Source organism: Rhizobium sp. TH2 (assembly GCF_024707525.1).
In the GTDB taxonomy this organism is placed as follows: Bacteria; Pseudomonadota; Alphaproteobacteria; order Rhizobiales; family Rhizobiaceae; genus Rhizobium_E.
Genome location: NZ_CP062231.1, coordinates 4,440,911 through 4,466,682 on the forward strand (window position 1 = coordinate 4,440,911; position 25,772 = coordinate 4,466,682).

The 25,772-nt window shown below is 61.0% G+C and carries 20 protein-coding genes; 10 read left to right on the forward strand and 10 right to left on the reverse strand.

Annotated elements, in window-relative coordinates:
* Nucleotides 1-16: 16 nt before the first annotated feature.
* The 4 genes from IHQ71_RS21850 to IHQ71_RS21865 form a co-directional block, all read right to left on the reverse strand.
* Complete coding sequence (locus tag IHQ71_RS21850) at nucleotides 17-937, reverse strand: ABC transporter permease (RefSeq protein WP_258158531.1); 921 nt, start codon at nucleotides 935-937, stop codon at nucleotides 17-19.
* A 3-nt stretch (nucleotides 938-940) separates the two neighbouring features.
* Nucleotides 941-2,023 carry an ABC transporter ATP-binding protein gene (locus IHQ71_RS21855; protein ID WP_258162907.1) on the reverse strand — a complete coding sequence of 361 codons (1,083 nt, stop codon included), beginning with the start codon at nucleotides 2,021-2,023 and terminating at the stop codon, nucleotides 941-943.
* Nucleotides 2,024-2,316: 293 nt separating this feature from the next.
* Entirely contained in the window at nucleotides 2,317-3,234 is a 918-nt protein-coding gene (locus IHQ71_RS21860; protein WP_258158532.1) for a DUF6929 family protein, read from the reverse strand.
* 176 nt (nucleotides 3,235-3,410) lie between these two features.
* Nucleotides 3,411-3,944, reverse strand: coding sequence for a transglutaminase-like cysteine peptidase (locus tag IHQ71_RS21865; protein ID WP_258158533.1), 534 nt, complete (start codon nucleotides 3,942-3,944; stop codon nucleotides 3,411-3,413).
* A 265-nt stretch (nucleotides 3,945-4,209) separates the two neighbouring features.
* Between IHQ71_RS21865 and IHQ71_RS21870 the strand changes: the two genes are divergently transcribed.
* Nucleotides 4,210-4,617, forward strand: a complete 408-nt coding sequence (locus IHQ71_RS21870) for a hypothetical protein (protein WP_258158534.1) — start codon at nucleotides 4,210-4,212, stop codon at nucleotides 4,615-4,617.
* Nucleotides 4,618-4,660: 43 nt separating this feature from the next.
* Here the strand turns inward: IHQ71_RS21870 and IHQ71_RS21875 are convergent, their stop codons facing one another.
* Nucleotides 4,661-6,406: a hypothetical protein gene (locus tag IHQ71_RS21875; RefSeq protein WP_258158535.1), complete on the reverse strand. Its 1,746-nt coding sequence runs from the start codon at nucleotides 6,404-6,406 to the stop codon at nucleotides 4,661-4,663.
* 274 nt (nucleotides 6,407-6,680) lie between these two features.
* Between IHQ71_RS21875 and IHQ71_RS21880 the strand changes: the two genes are divergently transcribed.
* From IHQ71_RS21880 to IHQ71_RS21895, 4 genes are all read left to right on the forward strand, one after another.
* Entirely contained in the window at nucleotides 6,681-7,064 is a 384-nt protein-coding gene (locus tag IHQ71_RS21880) for a hypothetical protein (protein WP_258158536.1), read from the forward strand.
* 76 nt (nucleotides 7,065-7,140) lie between these two features.
* Nucleotides 7,141-8,517 carry a PepSY domain-containing protein gene (locus IHQ71_RS21885; protein WP_258158537.1) on the forward strand — a complete coding sequence of 459 codons (1,377 nt, stop codon included), beginning with the start codon at nucleotides 7,141-7,143 and terminating at the stop codon, nucleotides 8,515-8,517.
* Nucleotides 8,518-8,745: 228 nt separating this feature from the next.
* On the forward strand, nucleotides 8,746-9,924 hold the full coding sequence (locus tag IHQ71_RS21890; RefSeq protein WP_258158538.1) for an efflux RND transporter periplasmic adaptor subunit: 1,179 nt from the start codon (nucleotides 8,746-8,748) through the stop codon (nucleotides 9,922-9,924).
* On the forward strand, nucleotides 9,921-13,100 hold the full coding sequence (locus tag IHQ71_RS21895) for an efflux RND transporter permease subunit (protein ID WP_258158539.1): 3,180 nt from the start codon (nucleotides 9,921-9,923) through the stop codon (nucleotides 13,098-13,100). The genes IHQ71_RS21890 and IHQ71_RS21895 overlap by 4 nt, the downstream gene beginning before the upstream one ends.
* A 28-nt stretch (nucleotides 13,101-13,128) precedes the next feature.
* On the opposite strand, the gene IHQ71_RS21900 is transcribed toward IHQ71_RS21895, so the two are convergent.
* A complete protein-coding gene (locus IHQ71_RS21900; protein WP_258158540.1) occupies nucleotides 13,129-14,760 on the reverse strand; it encodes a phosphoethanolamine transferase in 1,632 nt (543 codons plus the stop codon).
* Between the two features lie 149 nt (nucleotides 14,761-14,909).
* Here IHQ71_RS21900 and IHQ71_RS21905 point away from each other — a divergent pair, with 149 nt between their 5' ends.
* Complete coding sequence (locus IHQ71_RS21905; RefSeq protein WP_258158541.1) at nucleotides 14,910-15,899, forward strand: M23 family metallopeptidase; 990 nt, start codon at nucleotides 14,910-14,912, stop codon at nucleotides 15,897-15,899.
* Nucleotides 15,900-16,186: 287 nt separating this feature from the next.
* Here IHQ71_RS21905 and IHQ71_RS21910 read toward each other — a convergent pair whose 3' ends face one another.
* Nucleotides 16,187-16,933 carry an SDR family NAD(P)-dependent oxidoreductase gene (locus IHQ71_RS21910; protein WP_258158542.1) on the reverse strand — a complete coding sequence of 249 codons (747 nt, stop codon included), beginning with the start codon at nucleotides 16,931-16,933 and terminating at the stop codon, nucleotides 16,187-16,189.
* Nucleotides 16,934-17,151: 218 nt separating this feature from the next.
* Complete coding sequence (gene rhaM / locus IHQ71_RS21915) at nucleotides 17,152-17,466, reverse strand: L-rhamnose mutarotase (RefSeq protein ID WP_258158543.1); 315 nt, start codon at nucleotides 17,464-17,466, stop codon at nucleotides 17,152-17,154.
* Nucleotides 17,467-17,633: 167 nt separating this feature from the next.
* On the opposite strand from rhaM, the gene IHQ71_RS21920 reads away from it, so the two are divergent.
* Nucleotides 17,634-18,065 carry a hypothetical protein gene (locus IHQ71_RS21920; protein WP_258158544.1) on the forward strand — a complete coding sequence of 144 codons (432 nt, stop codon included), beginning with the start codon at nucleotides 17,634-17,636 and terminating at the stop codon, nucleotides 18,063-18,065.
* Here the strand turns inward: IHQ71_RS21920 and IHQ71_RS21925 are convergent.
* Together IHQ71_RS21925 and IHQ71_RS21930 are read right to left on the reverse strand one after the other, a co-directional pair.
* Entirely contained in the window at nucleotides 18,062-18,652 is a 591-nt protein-coding gene (locus IHQ71_RS21925) for an SRPBCC domain-containing protein (RefSeq protein WP_258158545.1), read from the reverse strand. The two genes, IHQ71_RS21920 and IHQ71_RS21925, sit on opposite strands and share 4 nt — an antisense overlap.
* On the reverse strand, nucleotides 18,649-18,978 hold the full coding sequence (locus tag IHQ71_RS21930; protein ID WP_258158546.1) for a helix-turn-helix transcriptional regulator: 330 nt from the start codon (nucleotides 18,976-18,978) through the stop codon (nucleotides 18,649-18,651). Before IHQ71_RS21930 ends, IHQ71_RS21925 begins: the two co-directional genes overlap by 4 nt.
* 169 nt (nucleotides 18,979-19,147) lie before the next feature.
* Here IHQ71_RS21930 and IHQ71_RS21935 point away from each other — a divergent pair, with 169 nt between their 5' ends.
* From IHQ71_RS21935 to IHQ71_RS21945, 3 genes are read left to right on the forward strand one after another with little or no spacing between them, the layout of a single operon-like run.
* Nucleotides 19,148-22,471 (forward strand): DUF2126 domain-containing protein, encoded by a 3,324-nt coding sequence (locus IHQ71_RS21935; protein ID WP_258158547.1) that lies wholly within the window; start codon nucleotides 19,148-19,150, stop codon nucleotides 22,469-22,471.
* Nucleotides 22,472-24,880 carry a circularly permuted type 2 ATP-grasp protein gene (locus IHQ71_RS21940; protein ID WP_258158548.1) on the forward strand — a complete coding sequence of 803 codons (2,409 nt, stop codon included), beginning with the start codon at nucleotides 22,472-22,474 and terminating at the stop codon, nucleotides 24,878-24,880.
* Nucleotides 24,880-25,767, forward strand: a complete 888-nt coding sequence (locus IHQ71_RS21945; RefSeq protein ID WP_258158549.1) for a transglutaminase family protein — start codon at nucleotides 24,880-24,882, stop codon at nucleotides 25,765-25,767. Before IHQ71_RS21940 ends, IHQ71_RS21945 begins: the two co-directional genes overlap by 1 nt.
* Nucleotides 25,768-25,772: the final 5 nt, after the last annotated feature.

Consider the following 25,772-nt stretch of genomic DNA (forward strand, 5'->3'; position numbering starts at 1 on the left):
AGTTGTCGACACAATGCTAGCCATGTCCGGCCTCCGATCTGCTGGCGTTGCGGACGAAGACCATCATCGCGATCATCACGATCGCCATCAGCGTGATGGAGAGAGAGGCGCCGAGCGGCCAGTTGCGGCCCTGGCCGAATTGCAGTTCGATCAGGTTGCCGATCATCAGGTTGGAGCCGCCGCCCATCACCCTCGGCGTCACATAGGCGCCGAGCGAGGGGATGAAGACGAGGATCGAGCCGGCGACGATGCCGGGCTTCACCAGGGGAATGATCACCCGCCGCAATACCTGGAACCGAGTAGCGTAGAGGTCGTAGGCCGCTTCGACCAGCCGGAAATCGATCTTCTCCATGCTGGCATAAAGCGGCAGCACCATCAGCGGCAGGAAGACATAGATCATGCCGAGCAGCACGGCAAAGTCCGTATACATCAGCTGGATCGGCTGGTCGGTGATCCCGGTCATCGAGAGCAGCGAGTTGATCACGCCGCCATTGCGGATCACCTCCTGGATCGCGAAGGTGCGGATCAGCACATTGGTCCAGAACGGTATGGTGATAAGGAAGAGCCAGAAATCCCGGCTCCGCTCCGAACGCGTGGTGATGAAATAGGCGGTCGGAAAGCCCAGGACCAGTGTCAGGATCGTGGTCGCCACCGAGAGCTTGATCGAGCGCCAGAAGATCGTCAGATGGGCATCGGCGAAGGACAGGGTCTCATCGAACATGTCACGTTCGAGAAGCACGCCGATCCATGCGTCGGATGAGAACTGCCACTTCACGTCGCCATAGGACCCCGGCGCCAGAAACGAGTAGACCACCACGATCAGCAGCGGGCCGGCTGCGGCAAACAGGATGATCAGTAGAGCGGGCGCCGAAAGCAGCCAGCGCGAACGGATGTCCCTGCGTTCGTTTTCTTCGATGACGTCGCTCGCCGTTCCCATCGTTCAATCCTTGAGAACCTGGGCGGCGTCATCGCCGATCTGGATACCGACGGCCTCGCCGCTGTCGAAGCCGCAGCCACCATTACGGGCGTTCTGCTGGCGCACCGTGAACAACTCGCCGTCGCCGAGCCGGACGTTGATATGCGTATCGGTGCCGAAGTAGACGACGGTATCGACGGTGCCTGATATGTCTCCCGGGCCATCGACCAGCCTGGCATGCTCCGGACGAACGACGACGGTGGCCTTGCCATTGGGCCGGAAACCTTCGGCGACGGTGGCGCAAATCCTGGCGCCCGAGTTCAGCGTCACGCTGGCCTTGCCGCCATTGATGCTGTCGACCTTCGCCGTGAGGAAATTGGTCTCGCCGATGAAGTCGGCGACGAAGCGGTCGGCCGGCCGGTCGTAGATGTCGCGCGGGCTGCCGACCTGCAGGATCCTGCCCGATGACATCACGGCGATGCGGTCCGACATCGTCAGCGCCTCTTCCTGGTCATGGGTGACGAAGATGAAGGTGATGCCGGTCTCGTGCTGCAGCCGCTTGAGTTCGATCTGCATTTCCTTGCGCAGCTTGTAGTCGAGCGCCGAAAGCGGCTCGTCGAGCAGCAGCACTTTCGGCTGCGGGGCCAAGGCACGGGCGAGTGCCACGCGCTGTTGCTGGCCGCCCGAGATCTGGCTGGTGCGCCTGTTCTTGAGGTTTTCCATATGCACGAGTTTCAGCATCGCATCGACGCGCGCGCCGATTTCTGCCTTTGGCCGCCCCAGCATTTCGAGGCCAAAGGCGATGTTCTCGGCCACGGTCATATGCGGAAAGAGCGCGTAGCTCTGGAACACCGTATTGACCGGCCGCTTGAAGGGCGGAAGCGGTGCGATGTCCCGGCCATAGAGCAGGATTTCGCCATCGGTGGGAAATTCGAAGCCGGCGATCAGCCGAAGCAGGGTGGTTTTTCCACAGCCGGAAGGGCCGAGCAGGGTGAAGAATTCATTCTCGCGGATCGTGACGGAGACATCGTCGAGTGCCGTGACGGGGTCCAGCCCCGCCGACCGAAAAATCCTGGTAACGCCCTTCGCCTCGATGGCGGACTGCATGGCTGCCAAGTCGCTCTCCCCTGCGCTTGCATGTGGCCATTCACCGGCGGGACGCCGGCTGGCCAACTGATCTGCTGCATCTCTAATATATTTTACTAATTAGTTAGTCAATAAAAATTTGAAGATCATAATCGCTGTCGCCGAGGGTCGAGCCACACGGCGTGAATCATCAATCAATGTCCGGTGAATGTTCCAGGATGCACGGGCCAGAAAGCTTATCGAATCGTGGAGAGTACGCTCAACGCGTTCAAGACGTCGGAACCATCACAAGGATGGTGACCAAGACCTCGGGGCTATCTCGCGATCGATGTGGATAGCAGCAGCGCCGGGATGGCCGGGTCGTCTGCATCGGTAACCAGCAGGAGATTCAGTCGGTCGCCGTCCGGCCGGGCGCTGATGCCCTCCACCTTGTATGGCCGGTCAAGTCGTTGCAACGAGAGCAGACGTCCCGCATTGTCGATGAGCCCGATGGCCGCACCTATGCAGGCGCCATCGAGATAGGCGTCTTCGGTGTCTTCGGCCACGGCGCAAAACACCATGTCCCCGTTGGGCAGAGCCGCCGCATCGGTGAAGCAGAACGGCACACCATCGATCAAACCAAGGTCGAGCCGATCGATGGCGGATGGTTCGATGGCATCGGGGCGCGCCTGTCGAAGGCCCTCCAGGACCTGCGAAAGCTGGTAACGGAGGATCGCGTTGTCGGCATGCCGCTTGTTGCCGCGCTGGAACAGGCGCAATTCGTCTCCGGTGACAACCGCGCCCTCGATGTTGAGTTCAGCGAACACGCCGCGAAGCGGACCGAGAATCGGCGACAGATCCAGTTCATGCGGCGAACCTGAGACAGCGCCGCCCGCGTCGAGACCGAGCAGAGCGCCGCGGCAACGGTTCGGCTTTGATCCCGATCCGAAAGCCATAAGCGCGCCATGCGGAAAACCCTGGAAAGCCGGAACCATGGCCAGCGCCTCGAGGTCTGGCTTCCGCCGCTTTCGTTCAGCCTTGGCATCGGGCAAGGCACCATCAAACAGGCGGATCAGACTACCGGGTTCAGGCGCGGCGGTGGAAAACGCGCCCAGATGAAGATCGTCGTCGGCAACGACATAAGCGGTAGAACCGATGCAGACGAGCCCGCTCGCAGCGCTCATATGCGACGGCCGCGTTCCCGGAATATCCGTTGATAGGTTGAGCGCGCGTAGCTCGGCGAGAGCGATCATCGCTGTGTCTTATCAGGCCGAATTCTCGACCTCAACGCCCGATGCCGGAAAACCGTCACGGCGTGGAGACTGCTTGCTCTATGCGCCTTATCAGGCTGCAATCCGCTCCATGCGCAGCCCAGCAGGCGCGGGTCGCACCATCACCCGCCCGGAAACGGCCCTGCTTCGTCTTGCGATCATTGAATCGAGCTGGTGGCAAGATCGCGCAGAAGGTTTTGCAATTGAGCGCCTTGGGGTTTGGGCCTGATCCGTTCAACATCGGGCGCTGGTCGGCGCTGATGCGGGGTGGGGTTCTTATCCATGTCGAGCACATAGGTCTGCTTCGTCGTGACGACCTCAAGCACGAGATGGTCGTTCGGCTTGTTTCGGGACACGACCTTGGGCCGCAGCGCCCGCGCTGGATAGCCAAGCTGGATCAACGCGTGCCGCTTCGTGACGACAAAGTCGTCGCAATCACCGAAGCGAGGATTGATCGTCCATTCGTCACTTGTCTCATTTCGGGGGATGATCGAGTCGTTCACGGTGTGATCAATGCCCTGGATGTCACGATCGACATGTTGCGACCATTTTATGACCGTCGGTCCCGTGGCCGGACACTCCTCGGCATGCTGAATGCAGAATACGGCATGTGCCATGTTGATTTGGTCGTCAGGGCCGGCATGCGACGCAAAACCGGCAAACAGCCATGACAATGCAATGAGATGTGACACAGAATCGCCCCCGCTCGAGTTCCCGGGGCAATGTGACTAGAACTATGGCGATATCGAGTCGCAACTTTTAGGCGTTCTCGGCGCCACGTGAATAGCCCAGCCGATCGCTGATTGTCAGCGACAAGGATTTTGCCTTTTGTCTTGCCGGAATCATCAATATACAATTTTGTAGTGTATACCATTATTAAGAAAGTCTTGACATAATAGCCTTTACTGGAGCTTAATGGTTTTGCGGGCTGTTTTTCTTAAGTAATGGAGTGAAGAAATGCGCCAACTAATTCTTGCAACAACACTACTGGTTCTAACGTCGTCTTTGGCTTGGGCCGATCCAGCCGAAGTCGCACAGTCCTGTGCGACGGGCTCGGACTGTACCGCACTCGTCAATCAGGAGATTGCCGGGATGCAGGGGACGCAGGCTGAAAAAGACAAAGCCATCGCCGATCTCGTGGTTTCGATCGGCACCGAAAGCCAGACGGCCGACGCGTTAAGGTGCCAGGAAATGGCGGTGGCCGTCAGGGCGTCAGCAGGCTCTGTTTCGGATGCTGGCCAGCAAGCACGGATAATCGCCGTTGCGGACTCCATGTGCAAGTCGCAGATCCAAACAGCTGCCATTGGAGATGACTCACCGGACGATGGCGGCGAACGCAACGAGCAGCCGGCAAGCCAGAACTAGATCGGTTGCAGTTCGTCCAAGCCGCCGTTTCGCGACGGTGACGTTATCCGGTGTTTATACCATGAGCACCGGTGGTGGCTTTGCTCGTGCCAGTCGCGCCAAGCGTGAAGCTCACATCATCGTCAGCAAACGTGCGGGTGTGATTGCCCGGCAGGGGTTCGCGTGCCTGTTCCATGAACGACACAGACCAGAATACGAAGTTCCCGGCATCGTCGATCTTGGCAAGTTTCTCATGAAGCAGAACGAGCTGGACGTCACTGAAACTCACGATGACGCCGTCGCCGGTTTTCTCGAAGTGCAGCTGCGAAAACTTCCTCGCGCCCGTTTCAATGGCGATCTGGTCGATGCCGACCTCGAAGTCTGAAATCGTGTCGCGCCCATCGTGATTGTAGAACAGGAAGAGATCCGCCTCGCTTCCACCCGCAATCCTGTCGTTGCCGGCGCCGCCACAGATCTTGTCCGCGCCGGCTGCTCCAGTAATGACATCATTTGAGTCGCGATAGCTCGATCCGCCAAAGAGGATATCGTCGCCGAATCCCCCCGAAACTTTGTCGGCGCCGTCGCCGCCGAAAAGCCTATCGTTCCCGAAACCTCCTGTTACGGAATCCTTGCCGCCCGCAGCGACGATCAAGTCGCCCAAAGAACCTCCGGTGAGGGTTTCGGCGAACCTGTTGCCCAGCAGGAACTCCCCTTCCATCGGCGCGCCTTCGTTGCCGAACAGCCAGAAACCCCGAACAATGTCGCCCGCCGGCTTCTCAACAAATCCGTATTCCGCCGGCAGCTTCCTCGACCAGTTCATCCACCCTTTGGTGCCTGGCGCTGGGGCAAAGTCGGAGTCATTGTTCCACCAACTGAACCCCTCAAACCAATCGAACTTGGAAAACTCCTTCATGAGCACAGCATAGATGACCGATTGTTCCCAGTAGTCCTGATCGCCGTCTGCATAGGCTGGATTCTCCAAAGCCCCCTCTCGCGCCTGCGATCCTGCCTCGGTGAAAATGATGTCCTTCCCGTAGGTCTCGGCGAGCGATTGCAGGATCTCCGGCACGTTGACGGGTGGCCAGACATGCCATCCACCCATCTGGTTTTCATAGAGTTCGTCAGTTGCATTCTCGAGGGTCTTTGGCCCGCCGGTGTTCAGCGGGACATACATGCTGATGCCAATGTGATCGAGCGCGTCCCAAAATTCGATGTCGTCGGCAGCCGCACCTCCCGACTCACCTCCAGGCGTCCCCACATAGCCCAAGGCGTCGTAAGTCAGATCGCCTGAAAACACAGACCGCACGTTAGCGATTATTTGGCGCCAGTCTGCCTCGTAACTCCCGACCGCATAATCATCGTTTTCGGTTCCAAGTATGAGCATATCGACGCCGCTCTCCTGGGCCAAAGGCGCCAGCCCGTCCCAAAACGCGGTCACCTCGGCCAGGAAGGTTTCGGGATTAAAACCCGCATCAACGTAAAACTTATTGACGTTTCCTGCGTTTGGCTCGTCGGTAACGAAATGAGGTTTCCAGCTCACCTCGAAACCTCTGGTATGAGCGGCTTCGGTCAGCGCTTGCAAGGCTTGCGGAGAGGGCGGATCTATCAGCCATGGTGGCGAATTGGTGTAGTCGTCGAGGAAAACGCCAGTCTCGGGGTCTACAGGAATTGACCAAGTCAGCGAGACCGCATTCTGGCCATAGGACTCATAGGCATCAAGGAAGCGATTGAAGTTCTTGACGAGTGAATCAAGTTCCTTGCCCGTGACATCAGCATCGTACAGGAAGAAGTTGTTGCTTTGCCAGGCCATGGTCCAGCCTCCGGAGGTTTTACATTGCTCCTCCGCAGTAATATTAGTCAATGACGAAGAACGGATGCAGAGGCAAAGCGGCATTTGAATACCGATTCCCTGCCAAGAAACTCGCGGACATCCGGATGTCATGAGCAAGGCACGGATCCAAATATTCGCCTTCCCCCGTGCCAGAGGTCAGTCACGATCACTCTTCGGCCATTGTCGCTTCGTCGCATTGACTTTCCAAGCCACTCTCGCTTAGTTCACCCAGGACAAGGGAAAACGGGTTTCGATGGCGGATTCGACGACATCATTGGCAAAGGCAGTGCGCCTGTTGTGCGTGCTGGCGCTTGTCATGATCGGCTTCGCCCACAAGCCTGTCGAAGCTGCACCTGCCGGCAACATTCCCGTCTATGTCCTGCCCGACGGCTCGATCGCCTCGATCTGTATTCCCGGCGACCATGACCAGAGCCCGGCCAAGGCGGCAAGCCACGGCTGCGATGCTTGCCGGCTCTCATCGACCGCTCTTCTACCGACGCCACATGATCACTGCGGTCGGCGCTTGGCATATGCGCAAATCGTCAAGGTCCAGGAGCGGCAATACAGCCTCGCGCGGCAGATTTATCCACCCAGTTCCGGGCCTCGCGCTCCTCCTCACGCTGTCATGATGTCTTAACCGGCGTTGCGGGCGTTCCGTAACGCCTGTCATCCATCACGGCCCGCCGAGCGCGGCCGGAAACATCGGTATATCCATGACAGACACAACGCTCACCGGCACGCCCGTCGTGACCGAAGGGGATATTTCCCTCTATCGCGCCATCTGGCGCTGGCACTTCTTTGCAGGCCTTCTGGTCATTCCATTCATGCTCAATCTCGCGGTCACCGGCGGTCTCTATCTCTTCAAGGATGAGATCAACGACACGTTCTTCGCCTATCGCAACGTGGTGGCGGACACCGGAGCAAACTTCGCTCCGTCTGCCATTGTCAGCGCCGCGGAGGCTGCCGTGCCCGGTTCTTCGGCGTCCGCCTATCGCGAAGCGCCCGATGCCACGCATTCGGCGATGGTGACGGTTTCATCCGATGCCGGCGGCACGCTGGTATTCGTCAATCCGCATGACGCCAAAGTGCTCGGCCACGTCGCCTCGGACAATGAATTCAACTGGGTCGTGAAGAAGATCCACAGCCTTGAATATTTCGGCACCTATGCCAATCGGCTGGTGGAAATCGTCGGTGGATTCGCGCTGATGCTCGTGGTGACCGGCATCTATCTCTGGTGGCCGCGCCGCCAGACCGGTGGCGTGCTGTCGGTCCGTGGCACACCGTCGAAGCGGGTCTTCTGGCGCGACATGCATGCGGTGACCGGCGCGGTCGCCGGGATCATGATCTTCTTCCTCGCGGTCACCGGCATGCCCTGGTCCGGATATTGGGGCGACAGCGCCAACACCTGGCTGACGGCCAACGGCTATGGCTATCCCGCCGAATTGTGGGACGCCGTGCCAACCTCCTCGAAGGCGACACACCACACCGTGGACCAGCCCGGCTGGGTCGTCGAGAATGCACCGGTGCCGGAATCGACGATGGACATGGCCCATATGCATGCCCAACCGATCGGCCTCGACGCCGCGGTCGTTATCGCCCGGAAAGCCGGCATCGCACCCGGCTTCGAAATGGCGCTCCCTGATGATGACAAGGGCGTTTACACGGCCTCGGTCTATCCCGATGACCTGTCGCGGGAACGCACCATGCATATCGACCAATTCTCCGGCAAGCCGCTGGTCGATATCTCCTATGGCCAGTATGCACGCGCCGGGCGCATGATCGAATGGGGCATCAATGTCCATCAGGGACAGGAATGGGGATTGTTCAACCAGCTGCTGATGCTGGCAACGTGCCTCTGCATCGTCCTGATGTGCGTATCGGGTGCCGTGATGTGGTGGAAACGACGCCCCTCCGGGCGTCTTGGCGTGCCGCCCGCGCCGCCGCGCGGAGGCGTCTATATCGGTCTCTGGGCCATCGCCGCCGTCTTCGGCCTTGCCTTCCCGATGACGGGCATGGCGATCATTGTGATGGTCCTGCTCGACCAGACTGTCCTCCGGTTCATTCCGCCACTGCGGCGGAGATTTTCGTGAGAGTTGCGGAAAGAACCTCGATGCATCGCGATTGCTAGCGAGGGGGACCAACCTGCTGTTATCAATCAGTGATTGGTCAATCGACCAATCACTCCGCATTTGTTGATTGACGCCTTGAACACCGGCTTGGAATGCCTACTTCACTCAAACTCTGCCGCCGTATCAGTTGACATCGGTCAAGTGAGCGAAGAGCATTCGTAAATTGATATGGAACCAAGGGGCATGAGAATGCGGAATTGGCTATCTTCAGTACTGAACGGTCTCGTTTTCTCTCTCCTCCTTCTGCCAAACGCGGCAAATGCACAGGATGCCGCCGCCCCGCCGCCGGTAACGGTGGCCAAGCCTCTCGTCAGGGACGCAGTGGACAATGACGGCTTCGTCGGCCGATTCGACGCCGTAGACCAGGTGATCGTGCGGGCGCGTGTCGGCGGTTATCTGCAGGAAGTCCATTTCACCGACGGTTCGCTGGTCAAGAAGGGCGATCTGCTCTTCGTGATCGACCAGCGGCCATACGCGATCGCGCTCGACCAGGCCGATGCCCAGCTCCAGTCCGCCCAGGCCACGCTGACCTACGCGGCAGCGCAGCTCAAGCGCGCGGAAGGCCTTGTCAAGAGCGGCGGCCAATCCATCCAGACGCTCGAGGATCGCCGGCGCGAACAGATTTCCGCCCAGGCCGCCGTCCGCGCCGCCGAGGCGACGGCCGATCGCGCCAAGCTCGACCTCGAATATACAAAGATCACCGCGCCGATCAGCGGCCGCATCGACCGCAAGCTGATCTCCGTCGGCAATCTCATCCAGGCGGATCAGTCGATATTGACCACGATCGTCACGCTGGACCCGATCGATTTCTATTTCGATGTCGATGAACGCCGGCTCCTGAACTTCGCCAGCACGGCGCGCAGCCGTGGTGACGACATTCAGCTCGGCGGCGGCGGTGTCCAAGTGAAGGTGACGATTGCTGACGGCAACGAGAAGCCTTTCAGCGGCAAGCTCGACTTCGCCGAAAACCGGATCGACACGCAGACCGGCACGATGCGGCTCCGGGCGCGGTTCGAAAATCCGCAGCTGGTTCTGCAACCCGGCCTGTTCGGCCGTATCCAGGTCGAGGCATCGAACAAGTATCGTGCGATTCTCATCCCCGACGAGGCGATCGGCTCGGACCAGAACGAGCGGGTGGTCTTCGTGGTCGGCGCCGATGGCACCGTATCCACCAAGGCGGTGCGCCCCGGTCCCCGTCTATATGGCTACCGCGTCATCCGCGAGGGCCTCGACGGCACCGAGACGATCATTGTCAATGGCCTGATGCGCGCGCGCGCGGGCTCCAAGGTCACGCCTCAGATGACCGAACTGCCGCAGCAGCGCGATGACGCCGTGCCGGATGCGTTGGATCTGGAGCTCGCGCAATGAGATTTGCACATTTCTTTGTCGACCGGCCGATCTTCGCATCGGTCGTCTCGATCGTGCTGCTGATTGTCGGCGGCGTCGCCTATTTCCAGCTGCCGGTCGCCCAGTATCCGGAGATCGCCCCGCCGACCATCGTCATCCGCACCGCCTATCCGGGCGCCGATGCCGAGACGATCGCCAATACGGTGGCGACACCGCTGGAACAGGAAATCAACGGCGTCGAGGACATGCTCTACATGTCGTCCTACTCGACGGCCGACGGCTCGATGGCGCTGACCGTCACCTTCAAGCTCGGCACCGATCTCGACAAGGCGCAGGTGCTGGTACAGAACCGCGTCGCCATTGCCGAACCGCGGCTGCCCGAAGACGTGCGCCGCATCGGCATCACCACGGCCAAGAGCTCGCCCGACCTGATGATGGTCATCCATCTGCTCTCGCCCAATGGCCGTTACAACCAGCTCTATTCCTCGAACTATGCCCGCACCCGCATCCGCGACAAGCTGGTCCGGCTCGACGGCGTCGGCGACGTCATCCTGTTCGGCGAACGCGAATATTCGCTGCGTATCTGGCTCGATCCGGAAAAGCTCTCGTCCTACGGCATGACATCGAGCGATGTCGTCCAGGCTCTGCGCGACCAGAATGTGCAGGTCTCCGGCGGCTTGATCGGCGCTCCACCGGCATCGGACAACAGCGCCTTCCAATATACCGTGACCACCGAGGGCCGGTTTTCCGATGCCCGCCAGTTCCGCTATGTGATCGTAAAAGCGGCCGAAGATGGACGCCTGGTGCAGTTGCAGGATGTCGCCCGTGTCGAACTCGGCGCCAAGGACTATGTGACCAACAGCTATCTCGACGGCAACCCCGCCGTCGCGATCGGCATTTTCGCCCGGCCCGGCACCAACGCGCTGGCTGCATCCGAGTCGATCCAGCAGACAATGAAGGAATTGTCGAAGGATTTCCCGCCGGGCCTCACCTACGACATCATCTACAACCCGACCGAATTCATCTCGGAGTCGATCTACGAGGTCTACAAGACCATCGCCGAAGCGGCGATTCTGGTCGCGCTCGTGGTGCTCATCTTCCTGCAATCCTGGCGCACCGCGATCATTCCGATCGTCGCCATTCCCGTATCGTTGATCGGCACCTTCGCCTTCCTCCTCGCCTTCGGCTTCTCGCTCAACATGCTGACACTGTTCGGCCTGGTGCTGGCGATCGGCATCGTCGTCGACGACGCGATCGTCGTCGTCGAGAATGTCGAGCGAAATCTCGCGCGCGGCATGACACCCAAGCAGGCCGCGCATGTGACGATGGACGAGGTGGGCGTGGCGGTCGTCGCCATTTCGCTCGTGCTCATCGCGGTCTTCGTGCCGACCGCCTTCATTCCCGGCATATCAGGCCAGTTCTACCGCCAGTTCGCGGTGACGATCGCCGTTGCGACGGGCATCTCGGCGCTCAACTCGCTGACGCTGTCCCCCGCGCTGGCCTCGATCCTGTTGAAGCCGCATGAGGAGCACCATCGCTCGCGCAATCCCATCACGCGCGCAGGCCGGTTCCTCGCCGGCGGGTTCAATGCCGGATTCGACAGGATGAGCGCCGGCTATTCCTGGATCGTCCGCCATATGGTGCAGACCGGGCTGGCAATCACCGCGTCCCTCATCGTCTTCGCCGGCTTGCTCTATGCGACCTATTTCATGGGCACCACGGTTCCGCGCGGCTTCGTGCCGACCATGGACCAGGGCTACGCCATCGTCGTCGTGCAATTGCCGGACGGCGCATCGCTCGAGCGTACGGATGCCGTGATCAAGAAAGCCTCCGAGATCGCGAACTCGATTCCCGGCGTCAGGAACGCCGTGGCCTTTGCCGGCTTCAATGGCGCCACCTTCACCAACGCCTCGAATTCCGGCGTCATCTTCACGCCATTCGATAGTTTCGAGGAGCGGCTGAAACACGGTCAGAGCGCCAATGCGATCATCGGCCAGCTCTACATGAAAATGCAGAGCATCCAGGAAGCCTTCATCATCGCCGTGCCGCCGCCCGCCATCGCCGGCATCGGCAATGGCGGCGGCTTCAAGATGCAGCTTATGGATCTCGAAGGTTCGGACATGCGCCGCGTGCTCGGCGCTGCCTATCAGCTGATGGGCAAGGCAAACCAGACGCCCGGTCTTACTGGCGTCTTCACGACCTTCTCCGCATCGAGCCCGCAATATTTCCTCAATATCGACCGCGACAAGGCCCGCGCCCTGAACGTGCCGATCCCGAATATCTTCGACACGCTGGCGATCAATCTCGGCACCTCTTATGTCAACGATTTCAACGCGTTCGGCCGCGTCTACCAGGTTCGTGCCCAGGCCGATAAGCAGTTCCGCACCGACAGGGCGAGCATCCTGGCGTTGAAGGTCCGCTCGGCGACGGGGGCGCTCGTGCCTCTGGGAACCTTGATCGACATCCTCGACAAGAGCGGTCCCGCACTCGTCCAGCACTATAACATGTACGTCTCCGTGCCGGTGCAGGGCAATCCGACGCCCGGCGTCTCGACCGGCAGCGCGATCGAGAAAATGGAAACCTTGGCGAGGGAGATCCTGCCATCCGGCACGACCTTCGAATGGACCGAACTCGCCCTTCAGGAGAAGAATACCGGCAATACCGCGATCTATATCTTCGCGCTCGCCGTCATCTTCGTCTTCCTGGTGCTGGCTGCCCAGTATGAAAGCTGGATCCTGCCGCTGGCGATCATTCTCATCGTGCCGCTTGCAATCCTCGCGGCGCTCATCGGCGTCTATTTGAGAGGGATGGACAACAATATCCTGACCCAGATCGGCCTTGTCGTGCTGATCGGATTGGCGGCCAAGAATGCGATCCTGATCGTCGAATTCGCTCGGCAAGCTCAGGCGGAGGGTAAAAGCGCGGTGGAGGCGGCGATCGAGGCGTGCCATCTGCGCCTCAGGCCCATCCTGATGACCGCCTTCGCCTTCATCTTCGGCGTCGTGCCGCTGGTGATCGCCACCGGTCCGGGTGCCGAAATGCGCCAGTCACTCGGCACCGCCGTGTTCTCCGGCATGATCGGCGTGACATTCTTCGGCCTGTTCCTGACCCCGGTCTTCTATGTCCTGCTCCGCTCGCGCCGTTCGAAGGCTGCTTCACCACCGGAGCCCCTGGAGGAGAGCCACGCCCCGACATGAGCCTCGGAGCCTGAGACAAAGGAATAGCTTAATTCACCGCCGGAACTCTGCATTTCCCGAAAATGTCGAGTTCCGGCCGGTAGACCGATGTCCTGATATCCATCATCCCCAGCAGCGTATGATAGACATTGTCATGGCTGAACGGCAATGCGGAGAGCTTTGCCGCACAGGCCCGATCAAATCCCGAAGCCGCATCGTATTCCCGCGACATCCAGGCGATCAGCGGCACATGTGTCTGCTCTTTCGGCGCCGAGGCAAAAGGGGCGCCATGCATGAAGACGCCGTTCTCGCCGAGCGATTCCCCATGGTCCGAGACGAAGAACATCGCACCGCTCGCCGTCGCACGATGCTTGTCGAGAAGCCCTATGACCCGCGCGAGGAACCGGTCGGTATAGGCGATCGTGTTGTCATAGGCATTGACGATCTCCTCCGAAGAGCAGTCGTTCATCTGGTAGAGCCGGCAATCCGGCTGGAACGGCCGGAACGTATCGGGATAGCGCAGGTAATAAGCCGGTCCATGCGATCCGCGCTGGTGCAAAACCACGACGGTCGGCCCCGTCGCCGCGCCGATCAGCGTATCGAGATCGCCGAGGAAGATGTCGTCCTGGCAGGCGCCGCTCTGGCAGAGATCCGGATCGGTCCGCATCATGTAGCTGGTATATTTCACGCCGTTGGCGACGCCCTTGGCGCCACCGTCATTGTCCCACCAGTGCACATCGATCCCTGCATTTTTGTAGACGTCCATCAACGATTCCCTGGCGATCGCCTTGCTTTTGGAAAAGTCAGTCCGCTGAAAACCCGAAAACATACAACGCAGCGAGATGCTGGTTTCCGTGCCGCAACTCGTGACATTGGAAAAGTTCAGCACGCCGAGTTTGGCCAGTTCCGGATTGGTATCCCGTGCATAGCCGTTGAGCGAAAAATTCATCGCACGCGCCGATTCCCCCACCACGATCACCGTGACGACAGGCTTTTTTGCCTGCGCGATCCATTCGCCCTTACGGGCATCACGGCCATAGGGTTCGCGCACCGCATGACGGTTCTCGACCATCTGCACTACCACCTTGATCGCAGCCGAGACCGGTCCCGCCGGGTTCAGCACCTCCATCATGGCGTTGAAGTCGCGTCGCATCGCTGCGCGCACCTCGCCGAGATGCGAAAAGATCAGCCCGCCCGCGACCAGAAGCATCACGACCAACACCGTCGCATTGGTCAGCAGGCGTGACCGGAACGGACCGTAGATCACCTGCACCCACATCACCAAAAGGCTTGGCAGAATGCCGAAAACCAGCATGTGGACGAAAAAGCTCGCAGTCAGGAACTCTCCCGTTTCGCCGGAATTGGTGGCCAGAACATTCTCGATCATGTTGGCATTGATGATCGTGCCGAACGTATCGGTGAAATACGAAGCCCCCGCCGCCACCAGGATCGCGAAGATGTAGACAGGCTTGGCGATGAAGCGGAACGACAAGCCGACCATAACCCCGACGAAAACCGCGAGCGTCGCCACGCCAAAGGCCGCAAGACCCATGCCGCTCACAAAACCTTCCCAGGCCTTGCCCCAGAACGTGATATTGGCCGCAGCCAGCAGATAGAGCGCGATGAGCACGCCTAGAGCCGTGGCGTTGATTGCGGGGCGTCGCGTGAAAAATGCAGCCATGCTCTTCCATATGCTTCATGATTGCGGACGGAATGGGAAGCGCATGTAGGCTCGGCGTCGACCATTGTCCATGGAGCACTTGGCCTTTTCCCCGCCGCACAACCACATTAAGTAGAGGTTCTCTCGAGCATGGGATGGAGAGCGACCGGATGGGACTGCGCACGATCGGCCTTGCACTTGTAAGCCTCGTCTGCCTCACGGGCAGCGCAGCCGCGATCGAACTCGGACTGCCTGCCGAATGCACGCTCGGTACGAATTGCTTCCTGCAACAGTCGCCGGACATGCAGGCCGGTCCGGGCGCCACCGATCCCTTCTGCGGCATCGCCACCTATGACGGCCACGATGGCGTCGATCTCCGCGTGCTGTCGATGAAGGATGTCGCGCGCGGCGTGCCGGTCGTGGCAGCGGCCGATGGCGAGGTGCTGCGAGGCCGCGATAGCGTGCCGGATCGTCTGGTGCAGACGGATGCTGATCGCCAGGCCGTCGCCGACAGGGAATGCGGCAACGGCGTCATCATGAAGCACGCAGACGGCACCGAGACGCAGTATTGCCACCTCAAGCAGGGCAGCATCGTGGTCCGGCCGGGCGAGAAGCTGAAGGCCGGCGACAAGATCGGCGAGGTCGGCGCCTCCGGTCTCGCTCAGTTCCCGCATGTTCATATGACGGTGCGGGTCAGCGGCGAGGAGATCGACCCGCTTACCGGCCGCAAGATCGGCGACGGATGCGTCGCCAATCGCGCCGACGCCGATCCCCTGTTTTCCAAGGCGGTCATGGACGCCCTGCCGCACGACAAGCCCGATGTCCTCGGCTTCGGTCTCGCCGGAGCGGTGGTCGATTACGATACGCTCGCCATCGACGGCCCACCTGCGGATGCCGCCTCCGGCGATCAGGCAGCCGTGATCTGGGGCTGGATCGCCAACCTGAAAGCCGGCGACCGCCTGCGCTTCACCATGACCGACCCCAGCGGCCAGCCTCTCATCGACACCATGACCGAGCCCCTCGACCGCAACAAGGCGGTCTATTCCGCCTATTCCGGCAAGCGCGGCGCACCGGTGCAGGGTTCCTATTCAATCGGTCTGGAGATCATCCGCGACAGCAAGGCGATCGTCGATCGCAAGACAATAATCAATGTGAAGTGAGGGTGGATGCGGTCCTAGATCGCTTCATTGTTAAATGGAATCATTCTGTTGGCCGAGACGGAGTCGGATATTCGTTCGGTCGGCGCGCGTCGTAGCCCAGTTCTACGGCCAAGGCGACCGAACGAATAGGCGGCCCGTATCGGCCAACCCCGAAGGGGCCGGGCATCTTTCCGCCAGGATCAGAGGCGATCGGCTCGGACGTACATCGGGGTGTGCCCTTCGCCAATCGCCTCTGCCCTGACGAAAACCTGCTCCGGCAGAATGCTTCCATTTAACAATGAAACGATCTAATACGTCGCCCGGCCGCCCGAAAGATCGAACACCGATGCCGTGGTAAAACTATTCTCCTTCGACACCAGCCACGCCACCATCGCCGCGGCCTCATCGACTTCGAGGAACCGGCCGCGCGGAATCCGCACCCGCATATATTCGATGAATTCCGGCGTCAGTTGTTCGAGAATGCGCGTCTGCGCGGTCGCCGGCGTGATGCAGTTGACGGCGATGTCATAGCCCGCGAGTTCCTTGCCGAGCGACTTGGTCAGCCCGATCACGCCCGCCTTGGATGTCGAATAGGCCGAGGCGTTGGGGTTGCCCTCCTTGCCGGCGATCGAGGCGATATTGACGATACGGCCGTAATTCTGCGCCTTCATGCCGGGCACGAAGGCGCGGTTCACGAAGAATGTTCCATGGAGGTTAATGTCGATGATCTTCTTCCACATCGCGATTTCGTAGGTGTCGAGCGGCCCCGCCGGCCCGGCGATCCCGGCCGAATTGACCACGATCTGCACCGCGCCGCTATCGCTCAGTGTCCGCTCGCGCGCCGCTTCCACCTGGTCCCAGTCCGAGATATCCACCACTTCATGCGCGGCCCGCGCACCGAGCGCCGCAGCGGCGGTCACCAACAAGGCCTCGTCCATGTCCCAGAGCGTCACCCGGGCGCCCGACTCCACCATCCGCTTCGCCATCGCAAAGCCAAGACCCTGCGCACCACCCGTCACCACGGCATGTTGGCCTTCGAGATCGATCCTGTTCATGTTCCCTCCCGGACATTTCCGCGGCCCATGCGTAGCTGATCATACGATCGTTGGAAAGGCGGGCATGACTCGGCGGGGACCGATCGGCATTCGGCTCAGGCCGAGTCGAAAATGGTGGCTTTCGAGAACCGGAGCGGAGCGTACTTAAGGTACGTGAGCACCGGAAGCGCAGAAAATCGCCATTTGCAGACCGGCATCAGCTGAATGTCGATCGGTCGCTACTCCATATGAAACACCCGCGTTAGCGGCACCTGCACCGGCGTATTATCCGCTTCGACCGCCATGACGTCAGCCATGTAATCCCACCATTTGCGCATGATCGCCTCCTTGGGCATCGCATCCATCGTGTGATCCTCGGTGCGTTTCAATATGCCGAAAAGGTGGTTGGTCTCTTCGTCGAGCCAGATGGAATAATCCGACACACCGGATGATTTGAGCAGCGCCGAAAGCTCCGGCCAGATCTCGTCGTGGCGGCGCTTGTATTCGGCCTTCTGGCCGGGGTTCAGCACCATGCGGAACGCGATCGTTTCCATTTTCACAACCTCTAACATACTGATTTTGCGACTCAAGCGGTAAATGCGATGCTCTTCATTATAGGGTTGTTCATCCTTTCCCGGCAAAGCATTTGACGAATTTGGCTCTCGCCCGCTTTATCCGCCCGATCCGAAACACGAGACTCGATGCCGGAGATTGACGACCCATGCTCAAACCGTCCGAGACGGCGATTGCCGACATGCTGGAGCTATTGGCCCGCATGCTGCATGCCAGGGGCTACCAGCACGAGATGTTTCCTGCCCAATGGGTGGCGCTGAGATATTTCTCGAGGGCACGCCGCGATCTCTGCACGGCAAGTGAGCTTGCACGCTTCCAGCACATGGCCAACGGTCCCGTCAGCCGCACCGTCCGCACGCTTCTGCAGAAGGGCCTGCTCGCCAAGGCCAAGGAACAGCCGCGCGGCAAGGCGGAAATACTGGAATTGACCGCATCGGGCCGGGCACTGCTGAAACTCGATCCCTGTCGCGAGATCGAGTTCATCCTGTCGAGCCTCACCGAGGATGCCCGCTGCGCACTCAACCACGCGCTGGAAATCCTCCTCCATCGTCTGGCCATGCCGGAAGCAAAGATCGCCTAGCGATATTCAACGCTTGGGGGAATGACTTTATCGGGCATGGTCTCGCGCTCGGCCTTTGCGCGCCGCGCCGCCTCTGCGAAATCCTCGGCTACGCCGTTTCTGCGCGGTTCTTTCCATAACAGGTCGTTGAAGAGGCCTGCCGTCTGCATGAGCAGCAATTGTTCGGAGAGCTTGTCGAGCGCGCTCGCCCAACCCCAGCGGTGATCGTGACAATCGGGTTCATTCCAGAATTCTTCCTGCCGGAACCGCATCCGCGTACGTCCATCTCCGAGATCGTCGAAATGGATGGTCACCAGCGTTTCGTAGCGATGCCAGTGCATCGACGACGAGAAGATCAGCTTCGAGGGCTCCTCGATCGCATGATAGGTGCCCCATACCCAGGTCTCGACATCGCCGTTGAACATGCAGGCCCGCCAGCCGCCGCCGACACGGACGTCCAGCTCGCAGCTGGTCAGGCTATGGCCCCGCGGGCCATACCAGCGGATCATATGCTTAGGGTTCGTCCACATCGCGAAGACGATTTCGCGCGGCGCGTCGAATATCCGTTCGAAGGCCAGCACCCGGTCCGACGTGTTCATCACATTCATTCTCTGTCCTCCAAAATCTCTTCGAGATAATCATCCATCCTGTCGAAGCTCTCGTCCCAGAAGCGCTTCATCTGTTTCGTCCAGTCGCGGATTTCCTGCACTCGCGAAAGCTCCAGCCGGCAGGGCCTGAGCTGCGCTTCGCGCCGGCGGGTGATCAGCCCCGCTTGCTCCAGCACCTTGAGGTGCCGCGAGATCGCCGGACCGCTGATGTCGAAGGGTTCCGCCAGCTCCTGCACCGAAGCCTCACCCTCGGAAAGCCGCTGGATGATGGCCAGCCGCGTCGGGTCGCCGAGGGCGGCGAAAACGGATGAAAGCTGCTGGCTCATAATTTAACATTTTTGTTAATTAACATAATTGCTAATTACAAATGCAGCGAGCATCTGTCAAGCTATGGCCCGGACATTCCTTGGCCGTTGGTATCTTCCTAATTTATCAGCTTGCTTTCCCGGTTTGCATTGCACAAACTCCAAAATCAAAAGCAGGGAACAGCGCCATATGTCGATCAAGGCGAGCATCTATCACCTCACCCACTATAAATACGACAAGCCGGTCATCCTCTCGCCCCAGATCATCCGGCTCAAGCCCGCTCCCCACTCCAAGACCAAAGTCCTCAGCCACGCCCTCAAGGTCACGCCGTCGAACCATTTCGTGAACTATCAGCAGGACCCCTACGGCAACTATCTCGCCCGTTTCGTCTTCCCCGAACCCGTGACCGAGATGAAGATCGAGGTCGATCTCGTCGCCGACATGACGGTCTACAATCCCTTCGATTTCTTCGTCGAAGAATCCGCCGAGATGTGGCCGTTCGACTATCCGGAAGACCTCAAGGAAGACCTTTCGATCTATATCAAGCCCGAGCCCGCCGGCCCCCAGCTTCAGGCCGTGCTCGACACGCTGGATCGGGGCAAGCAGAAGACCATCGACATGGTCGTCGGCCTCAATGCCATGCTGCAAACCCGTGTCGGATACGTCATCCGCATGGAGCCCGGTGTGCAGACGCCGGAGGAAACCCTTCTCTCCGCGCTCGGCTCATGCCGCGATTCCGGCTGGCTGCTGGTGCAGATCCTGCGCCATCTCGGCCTCGCCGCGCGTTTCGTTTCGGGCTACCTCATCCAGCTGGCCCCTGATCTCAAGGCGCTCGACGGCCCCTCGGGCACCGAGGTCGATTTCACCGACCTGCATGCCTGGTGCGAAGTCTACATTCCCGGCGCCGGCTGGATCGGCCTCGACCCGACCTCCGGCCTCTTGACCGGCGAAAGCCACATTCCGCTCGCCGCAAGCCCGCATTTCAAGAATGCGGCGCCAATCTCGGGCGGCTATTTCGGCCAGGCCGAGACCTCCTTCGATTTCGACATGAAGGTCATCCGCGTCTCCGAGCATCCGCGCATCACCAAGCCTTTCCCACAGGATAGCTGGGAACATCTCGACCGGCTCGGCGAGGAGGTCGATGCCTATCTCAAGGCCGAGGATGTGCGCCTGACCATGGGCGGTGAACCGACCTTCGTCTCGATCGACGATTTCCAGTCCGACGAATGGAACACCGCCGCCGTCGGCCCGCAGAAGCGCGACCTCGCCGACACCCTGATCCGCAAGATCCGCGAGCGTTTCGCACCCGGCGGCTTCCTGCACTATGGCCAGGGCAAGTGGTATCCGGGCGAGACCCTGCCGCGCTGGACCTTCTCGCTCTACTGGCGCAAGGACGGCAAGCCGATCTGGCGCGACCCCCAGCTCGTCGCCATCGAGCGCAAGGATTACGAAGCGACCGTTGATGATGCCGGCAAGCTGCTCGCGGCCATCGCCGTCGAACTCGATCTCACGCCCGAGAACGTCATGCCGGCCTACGAGGATCCCGCCGAGTGGATCGTCAAGGAGGCCAATCTCCCGGAAAATGTCGATCCCGCCAATTCGAAGATCAAGGACCCCGAGGAGCGCAACCGCATCGCGCGGGTGTTTTCGCGCGGGCTCACGACGCCGTCCGGCTTCGTCCTCCCGGTCCAGGCCTGGCAGGCGCGTGCATCGGGCCGGGTCTGGGTCAGCGAGAAATGGATCACGCGACGCGGCCGTATCTTCCTCGTGCCGGGCGATTCACCGGTCGGCTTCCGCCTGCCGCTGAACGCGCTCCCCTATATCTCGCCCTCCATGTATCCCTATATCAACCCCGAGGACCCGACGGTCGCGAAGCCGGACTTGCCGGATTTCGCCACTGAGAAGGGCCGCGCCATGCCCGAACATTCGCTGAAGGCGGATGCTACCGGCCAGCAGGAACAGATCGGCCAGTCCTATGAGGAGATCGGTGGACGCGTCCGGACCGCCATCTCGATCGAGCCGCGCGATGGCCGGCTCTGCATCTTCATGCCGCCGACGGAGAAGCTCGAAGACTATCTCGACCTGATCGCCTCGGCCGAGCGCGCTGCTGCAAGCCTCGGCCTGCCGGTCCATATCGAGGGCTACACGCCGCCGCATGACGAACGGCTCAATGTCATCCGCGTCGCCCCCGATCCCGGCGTCATCGAAGTCAACGTCCACCCGGCGAGCAACTGGCGCGAATGCGTGGACATTACCACCGCCATCTACGAGGAAGCCCGGCAGTCCCGCCTCGGCGCCGAAAAGTTCATGATCGATGGCCGCCACACCGGCACCGGCGGCGGCAACCATGTCGTGGTCGGCGGCGCCAATCCCAATGACAGCCCGTTCCTGCGCCGCCCCGACCTGCTCAAGAGCATCGTGCTCTTCTGGCAGCGCCATCCGTCGCTCTCCTACCTGTTCTCCGGCCTGTTCATCGGCCCGACCAGCCAGGCGCCACGCGTCGACGAAGCGCGCCACGACGGCCTCTACGAACTGGAAATCGCCCTCGCCCAGGTTCCTGCCCCCGGCCAGGGCGTGCCGCCGCTTCCGTGGCTGGTCGATCGCCTGTTCCGCAACCTGCTGGTCGATTCGACCGGCAACACGCATCGCTCGGAAATCTGCATCGACAAGCTCTTCTCGCCTGATGGCCCGACCGGCCGTCTCGGCCTGATCGAATTCCGCGGCTTCGAAATGCCGCCGGATTCGCGCATGAGCCTTGCCCAGCAGCTTCTGGTCCGCGCCCTGATCGCCCGCTTCTGGAAGTCCCCGCTCGAAGGCAAGCCCGTACGTTGGGGCACCACGCTGCACGATCGCTTCATGCTGCCGCACTATGTCTGGGCGGATTTCATGGATGTGCTCGACGACCTGAAGAACCACGGCTTCACCTTCCGGCCGGAATGGTTCGAGGCCCAGCTCGAATTCCGCTTCCCCTTCTATGGCGAGGTCGATTACGAGGGCACGCGGCTCGAACTCCGTCAGGCGCTGGAACCCTGGCACGTCACAGGTGAATCCGGCGCCATCGGCGGCACCGTCCGTTTCGTCGATTCCTCGGTCGAACGCCTGCAGGTCAAGCTCGAGACCACCAATCCGGAGCGCTTCGCGGTGGCCTGCAACGGCCGGCCGGTGCCGCTCAAGAACACCCAGACGCGTGGCGTGGCGGTCGCCGGCGTGCGCTACAAGGCCTGGCAGCCCGCGTCGGGTTTCCACCCGGCTTTGCCGGTTAACACACCGCTCACCTTCGACATCTATGATACATGGACAGGCAAGGCGGTGGGCGGCTGCATCTATCACGTCGCTCATCCGGGTGGCCGGAACTACGAGACGTTTCCGGTCAATGGCAATGAAGCGCAGGCGAGACGGCTCGCGCGCTTCGAGCCATGGGGCTACACATCCGGCCGCTATCAGCTGGCACGGGAAGAACCCCATCCGGATTTCCCGCTGACATTGGACCTCAGGAGGCCGCCGGGAGTGTAAATGGTAAGTGCGGGGGCAACGAGCGCGCAGGTGAAAGCCGAAACGCCGAAGAAGAAGCTGGATTATCGTCCGCTGGCAGGCGCGCCGGACGAGATGCTGGGTCCGGATGGCGAAGTACGTCCGGTCTGGCGGCATTTCCTCGACCGCCTCTCTGCGATGACCGAGGACGAACTCGAGACCCGCACCGACAAGGCCGACCGCTATCTGCGCGATGCCGGCGTCTTCTACCGCGTCTATGGCGGCGCGCCGAATGCCGAGCGGTCTTGGCCGCTCAGCCACGTCCCCGTCCTGATCAACGAACAGGAATGGGAGAAACTCTCCGAAGGGCTGATCCAGCGCGCCGAACTCCTCGAACAGATAGCCGAGGATATCTATTCCGAGAATCGTCTGGTGCAGGAAGGCTTCCTGCCGCCTGCCCTGATCGCCGGCAATCCCGAATATCTCCGCCCGCTTGTCGGCCTCAAGCCCGCCGGCGGACACTTCCTGCATTTCGTCGCCTTCGAGATCGGCCGCGGTCCGGATGGCGACTGGTGGGTGCTGGCCGACCGCACCCAGGCGCCCTCGGGTGCAGGCTTCGCGCTTGAAAACCGTGTTGCCACCACGCGCGCCTTCTCGGACATCTATGCTGAAACCCATGTCCACCGGCTCGCCTCCTTCTTCGGCGCCTTCCGCGACACGCTGCAGGGTTACAAGAAGCACCCCGAAGACCGCATCGCCGTTCTCACCCCGGGCCCGGCCAACGAAACCTATTTCGAACATTCCTACATCGCCCGCTATCTCGGCTTCATGCTGCTCGAAGGCGAAGACCTTACCGTCGTCAACAACCAGGTCATGGTCCGCACCGTCGCCGGTCTCAAGCCGGTCAGCGTGCTCTGGCGCCGTCTCGACGCCAACTATGCCGATCCGCTCGAACTCAACCAGACCTCGCAGATCGGCACGCCCGGCCTTGTACAGGCGCTGCGGTCGGAAAGCGTCGCCATCGTCAACGCGCTGGGTTCGGGCCTCTTGGAAACACGCGCCCTCCTCGCCTTCATGCCGGCCATCTGTCGCCGCCTGCTCAATCAGGAACTCAAGCTGCCCTCCATCGCGACTTGGTGGTGCGGCCAACAGTCCGAACGCGACCACGTCATCGCCAATCTCGACAGGATGATGATCGGCCCGGCCTATTCGCGGCTGTCGTTCTTCGATGATGGCAACGAGTCGCTCTCCGGCTCGGCGCTGAGGGAAAAGAACGCCGCCATGCTGCCCCGCCTCCAGGAGGAAGGCCACAGGCTGGTCGGCCAGGAGGTCGTCAAGCTCTCCACCACGCCGGCCTTTGTCAACGGCAAGCTGTCGCCGCGACCCATGAGCCTGCGCGTCTTTGCCGCCCGCACCAAGGAGGGCTGGCAGATCATGCCGGGCGGTTTCGCCCGCATCGGCGGCAGCGACGACGTCTCGGCCATCGCCATGCAGAAGGGCGGCTCGGTCGCCGATGTCTGGATCGTCTCGGATAGTCCGGTCAAATGGTCGACGCTTCTGCCGCCGGAGGAAAGCTTCACACGCAACATGCCGGGCAGCCTGCCGTCGCGCGCCGCCGACAACCTGTTCTGGCTCGGCCGCTATATCGAGCGCGCGGAAGGCGCGCTTCGCATCCTGCGCTCCTGGCACGGTCGCTTCGCCGAATATGCCGATCGCGAGCAGCCGCTTCTTGCCGATGTCTCCGAATATCTCGCGGCACTTGATGTCGATACCGAAGAGGTCGTGCCGGAAACTCTGGTGATGAACATTTCGAGCGCTCTCTATTCGGCCTCCAACATCCGCGACCGGTTCTCGCCCGATGGCTGGCTGGCGCTAAACGACCTAGCCAAGACCGCCCGCGATTTCAGCGAGAAGGTGCTGCCCGGCGACGACGCCACCCGCGCCATGACCATCCTGCTCCGCAAGCTCGCGGGCTTTGCCGGTCTCGTGCACGAAAACATGTACCGCTTCACCGGCTGGCGCTTCCTGTCGATCGGCCGCCACCTCGAACGCGGCCTGCACATGGCCCGCCTGCTCCGCCATCTCTCCGGCCCGGACGCACCCGACGGCGCCCTCGACATGCTGATCGAGATCGGCGACAGCGTCATGACCCACCGCCGCCGCTATAATGTCGCAACCGCCCGGCTGACGGTGACCGACCTGCTGGCACTCGACCAGCTCAATCCGCGCTCGATCTTCTACCAGCTCAACGAGATCAAGACCGAAGTCGAACTTCTCCCCAATGCCACGATCAATGGCCAGTATTCGCCATTCTACCGCGAAGTGCTCAAGATCTATAATCAGCTGTCGCTGATGACGCCCGAGGCGATGACGACCGAAGTCTATGCGCAGCTGGAGGAGGACATGGAAAATCTTTCCAACCTCCTGGCCAAAACCTATATCAGTATCTGATGGCGACACTCTACGACATCACCATGAAGATCACCTATGAATACGAGGTTGGCGCCAGCGGCGCCCGCCATGTGGTGCGCGTGCTGCCGCTGACATTGCCGAAGGGCCAGCGGCTGATCGCCGGAACCGTGAGCGTCGACCCGCAGCCCGAGGAGCGGACCGACTTCGTGGATTTCTTCGGCAATGCCGCGTCCTCGATCAGCTTTCGTAACTCGCATCAGGAACTCGAAATCCGCATGCAGGCCCGGGTGCAGGTGGAGGCCCAGCCGGCGCTCGCCGACATCTCGCCCGTTGTCAGCAAGATCACGGAAGAGACCTTCGACTGCTGGACGCTGGAACCGGAATCGCCGCATCATTTCCTGGGCGTCAGTCCGCGCCTGCCTTACAGTGCGGATATCGCCAAATGGGCGCGCAGCCTCGTCAAGCCTAAAATGAGCGTGTGGGAAGCCGCGAACAAGATCTGTTCGGCCATCCATTCCCAGTTCACCTATGTGCCCGGCGCGACCAAGGTGAACACGCCCGTGGGCGAGGCCTTCAAGCTGAAAAAGGGCGTCTGCCAGGATTTCACCCACATCATGATCGTGGCGCTCAGGTCGCTTGATATTCCGGCGGGCTATGTCTCCGGCTTCCTGCGCACCATACCGCCTGCCGGCAAGGAACGCCTGGAAGGCGCCGACGCCATGCATGCCTGGGTTCGCGTCTGGTGCGGCCGGGCGACCGGCTGGATGGAATGGGACCCCACGAACAACATGATGGCCGGCACCGACCACATAAGGGTAGCCTACGGACGGGACTATTCCGACGTCGCACCGGTGATCGGAATCCTCAAGATCTACGGCGGCCACACGACCGACCAAGCGGTCGACGTCATCCCTGTAAGAGTTTGATTATT

Excerpts from the sequence above, each read along its gene's own strand:
- IHQ71_RS21850 (WP_258158531.1), bottom strand. The coding sequence starts at position 937 with ATGGGAACGGCGAGCGACGTCATCGAAGAAAACGAACGCAGGGACATC.
- IHQ71_RS21855 (WP_258162907.1), bottom strand. The coding sequence starts at position 2,023 with ATGCAGTCCGCCATCGAGGCGAAGGGCGTTACCAGGATTTTTCGGTCG.
- IHQ71_RS21860 (WP_258158532.1), bottom strand. The coding sequence starts at position 3,234 with ATGATCGCTCTCGCCGAGCTACGCGCGCTCAACCTATCAACGGATATT.
- IHQ71_RS21870 (WP_258158534.1), top strand. The coding sequence starts at position 4,210 with ATGCGCCAACTAATTCTTGCAACAACACTACTGGTTCTAACGTCGTCT.
- IHQ71_RS21875 (WP_258158535.1), bottom strand. The coding sequence starts at position 6,406 with ATGGCCTGGCAAAGCAACAACTTCTTCCTGTACGATGCTGATGTCACG.
- IHQ71_RS21880 (WP_258158536.1), top strand. The coding sequence starts at position 6,681 with ATGGCGGATTCGACGACATCATTGGCAAAGGCAGTGCGCCTGTTGTGC.
- IHQ71_RS21885 (WP_258158537.1), top strand. The coding sequence starts at position 7,141 with ATGACAGACACAACGCTCACCGGCACGCCCGTCGTGACCGAAGGGGAT.
- IHQ71_RS21890 (WP_258158538.1), top strand. The coding sequence starts at position 8,746 with ATGCGGAATTGGCTATCTTCAGTACTGAACGGTCTCGTTTTCTCTCTC.
- IHQ71_RS21895 (WP_258158539.1), top strand. The coding sequence starts at position 9,921 with ATGAGATTTGCACATTTCTTTGTCGACCGGCCGATCTTCGCATCGGTC.
- IHQ71_RS21900 (WP_258158540.1), bottom strand. The coding sequence starts at position 14,760 with ATGGCTGCATTTTTCACGCGACGCCCCGCAATCAACGCCACGGCTCTA.
- IHQ71_RS21905 (WP_258158541.1), top strand. The coding sequence starts at position 14,910 with ATGGGACTGCGCACGATCGGCCTTGCACTTGTAAGCCTCGTCTGCCTC.
- IHQ71_RS21910 (WP_258158542.1), bottom strand. The coding sequence starts at position 16,933 with ATGAACAGGATCGATCTCGAAGGCCAACATGCCGTGGTGACGGGTGGT.
- rhaM (WP_258158543.1), bottom strand. The coding sequence starts at position 17,466 with ATGGAAACGATCGCGTTCCGCATGGTGCTGAACCCCGGCCAGAAGGCC.
- IHQ71_RS21920 (WP_258158544.1), top strand. The coding sequence starts at position 17,634 with ATGCTCAAACCGTCCGAGACGGCGATTGCCGACATGCTGGAGCTATTG.
- IHQ71_RS21925 (WP_258158545.1), bottom strand. The coding sequence starts at position 18,652 with ATGAATGTGATGAACACGTCGGACCGGGTGCTGGCCTTCGAACGGATA.
- IHQ71_RS21930 (WP_258158546.1), bottom strand. The coding sequence starts at position 18,978 with ATGAGCCAGCAGCTTTCATCCGTTTTCGCCGCCCTCGGCGACCCGACG.
- IHQ71_RS21935 (WP_258158547.1), top strand. The coding sequence starts at position 19,148 with ATGTCGATCAAGGCGAGCATCTATCACCTCACCCACTATAAATACGAC.
- IHQ71_RS21940 (WP_258158548.1), top strand. The coding sequence starts at position 22,472 with ATGGTAAGTGCGGGGGCAACGAGCGCGCAGGTGAAAGCCGAAACGCCG.
- IHQ71_RS21945 (WP_258158549.1), top strand. The coding sequence starts at position 24,880 with ATGGCGACACTCTACGACATCACCATGAAGATCACCTATGAATACGAG.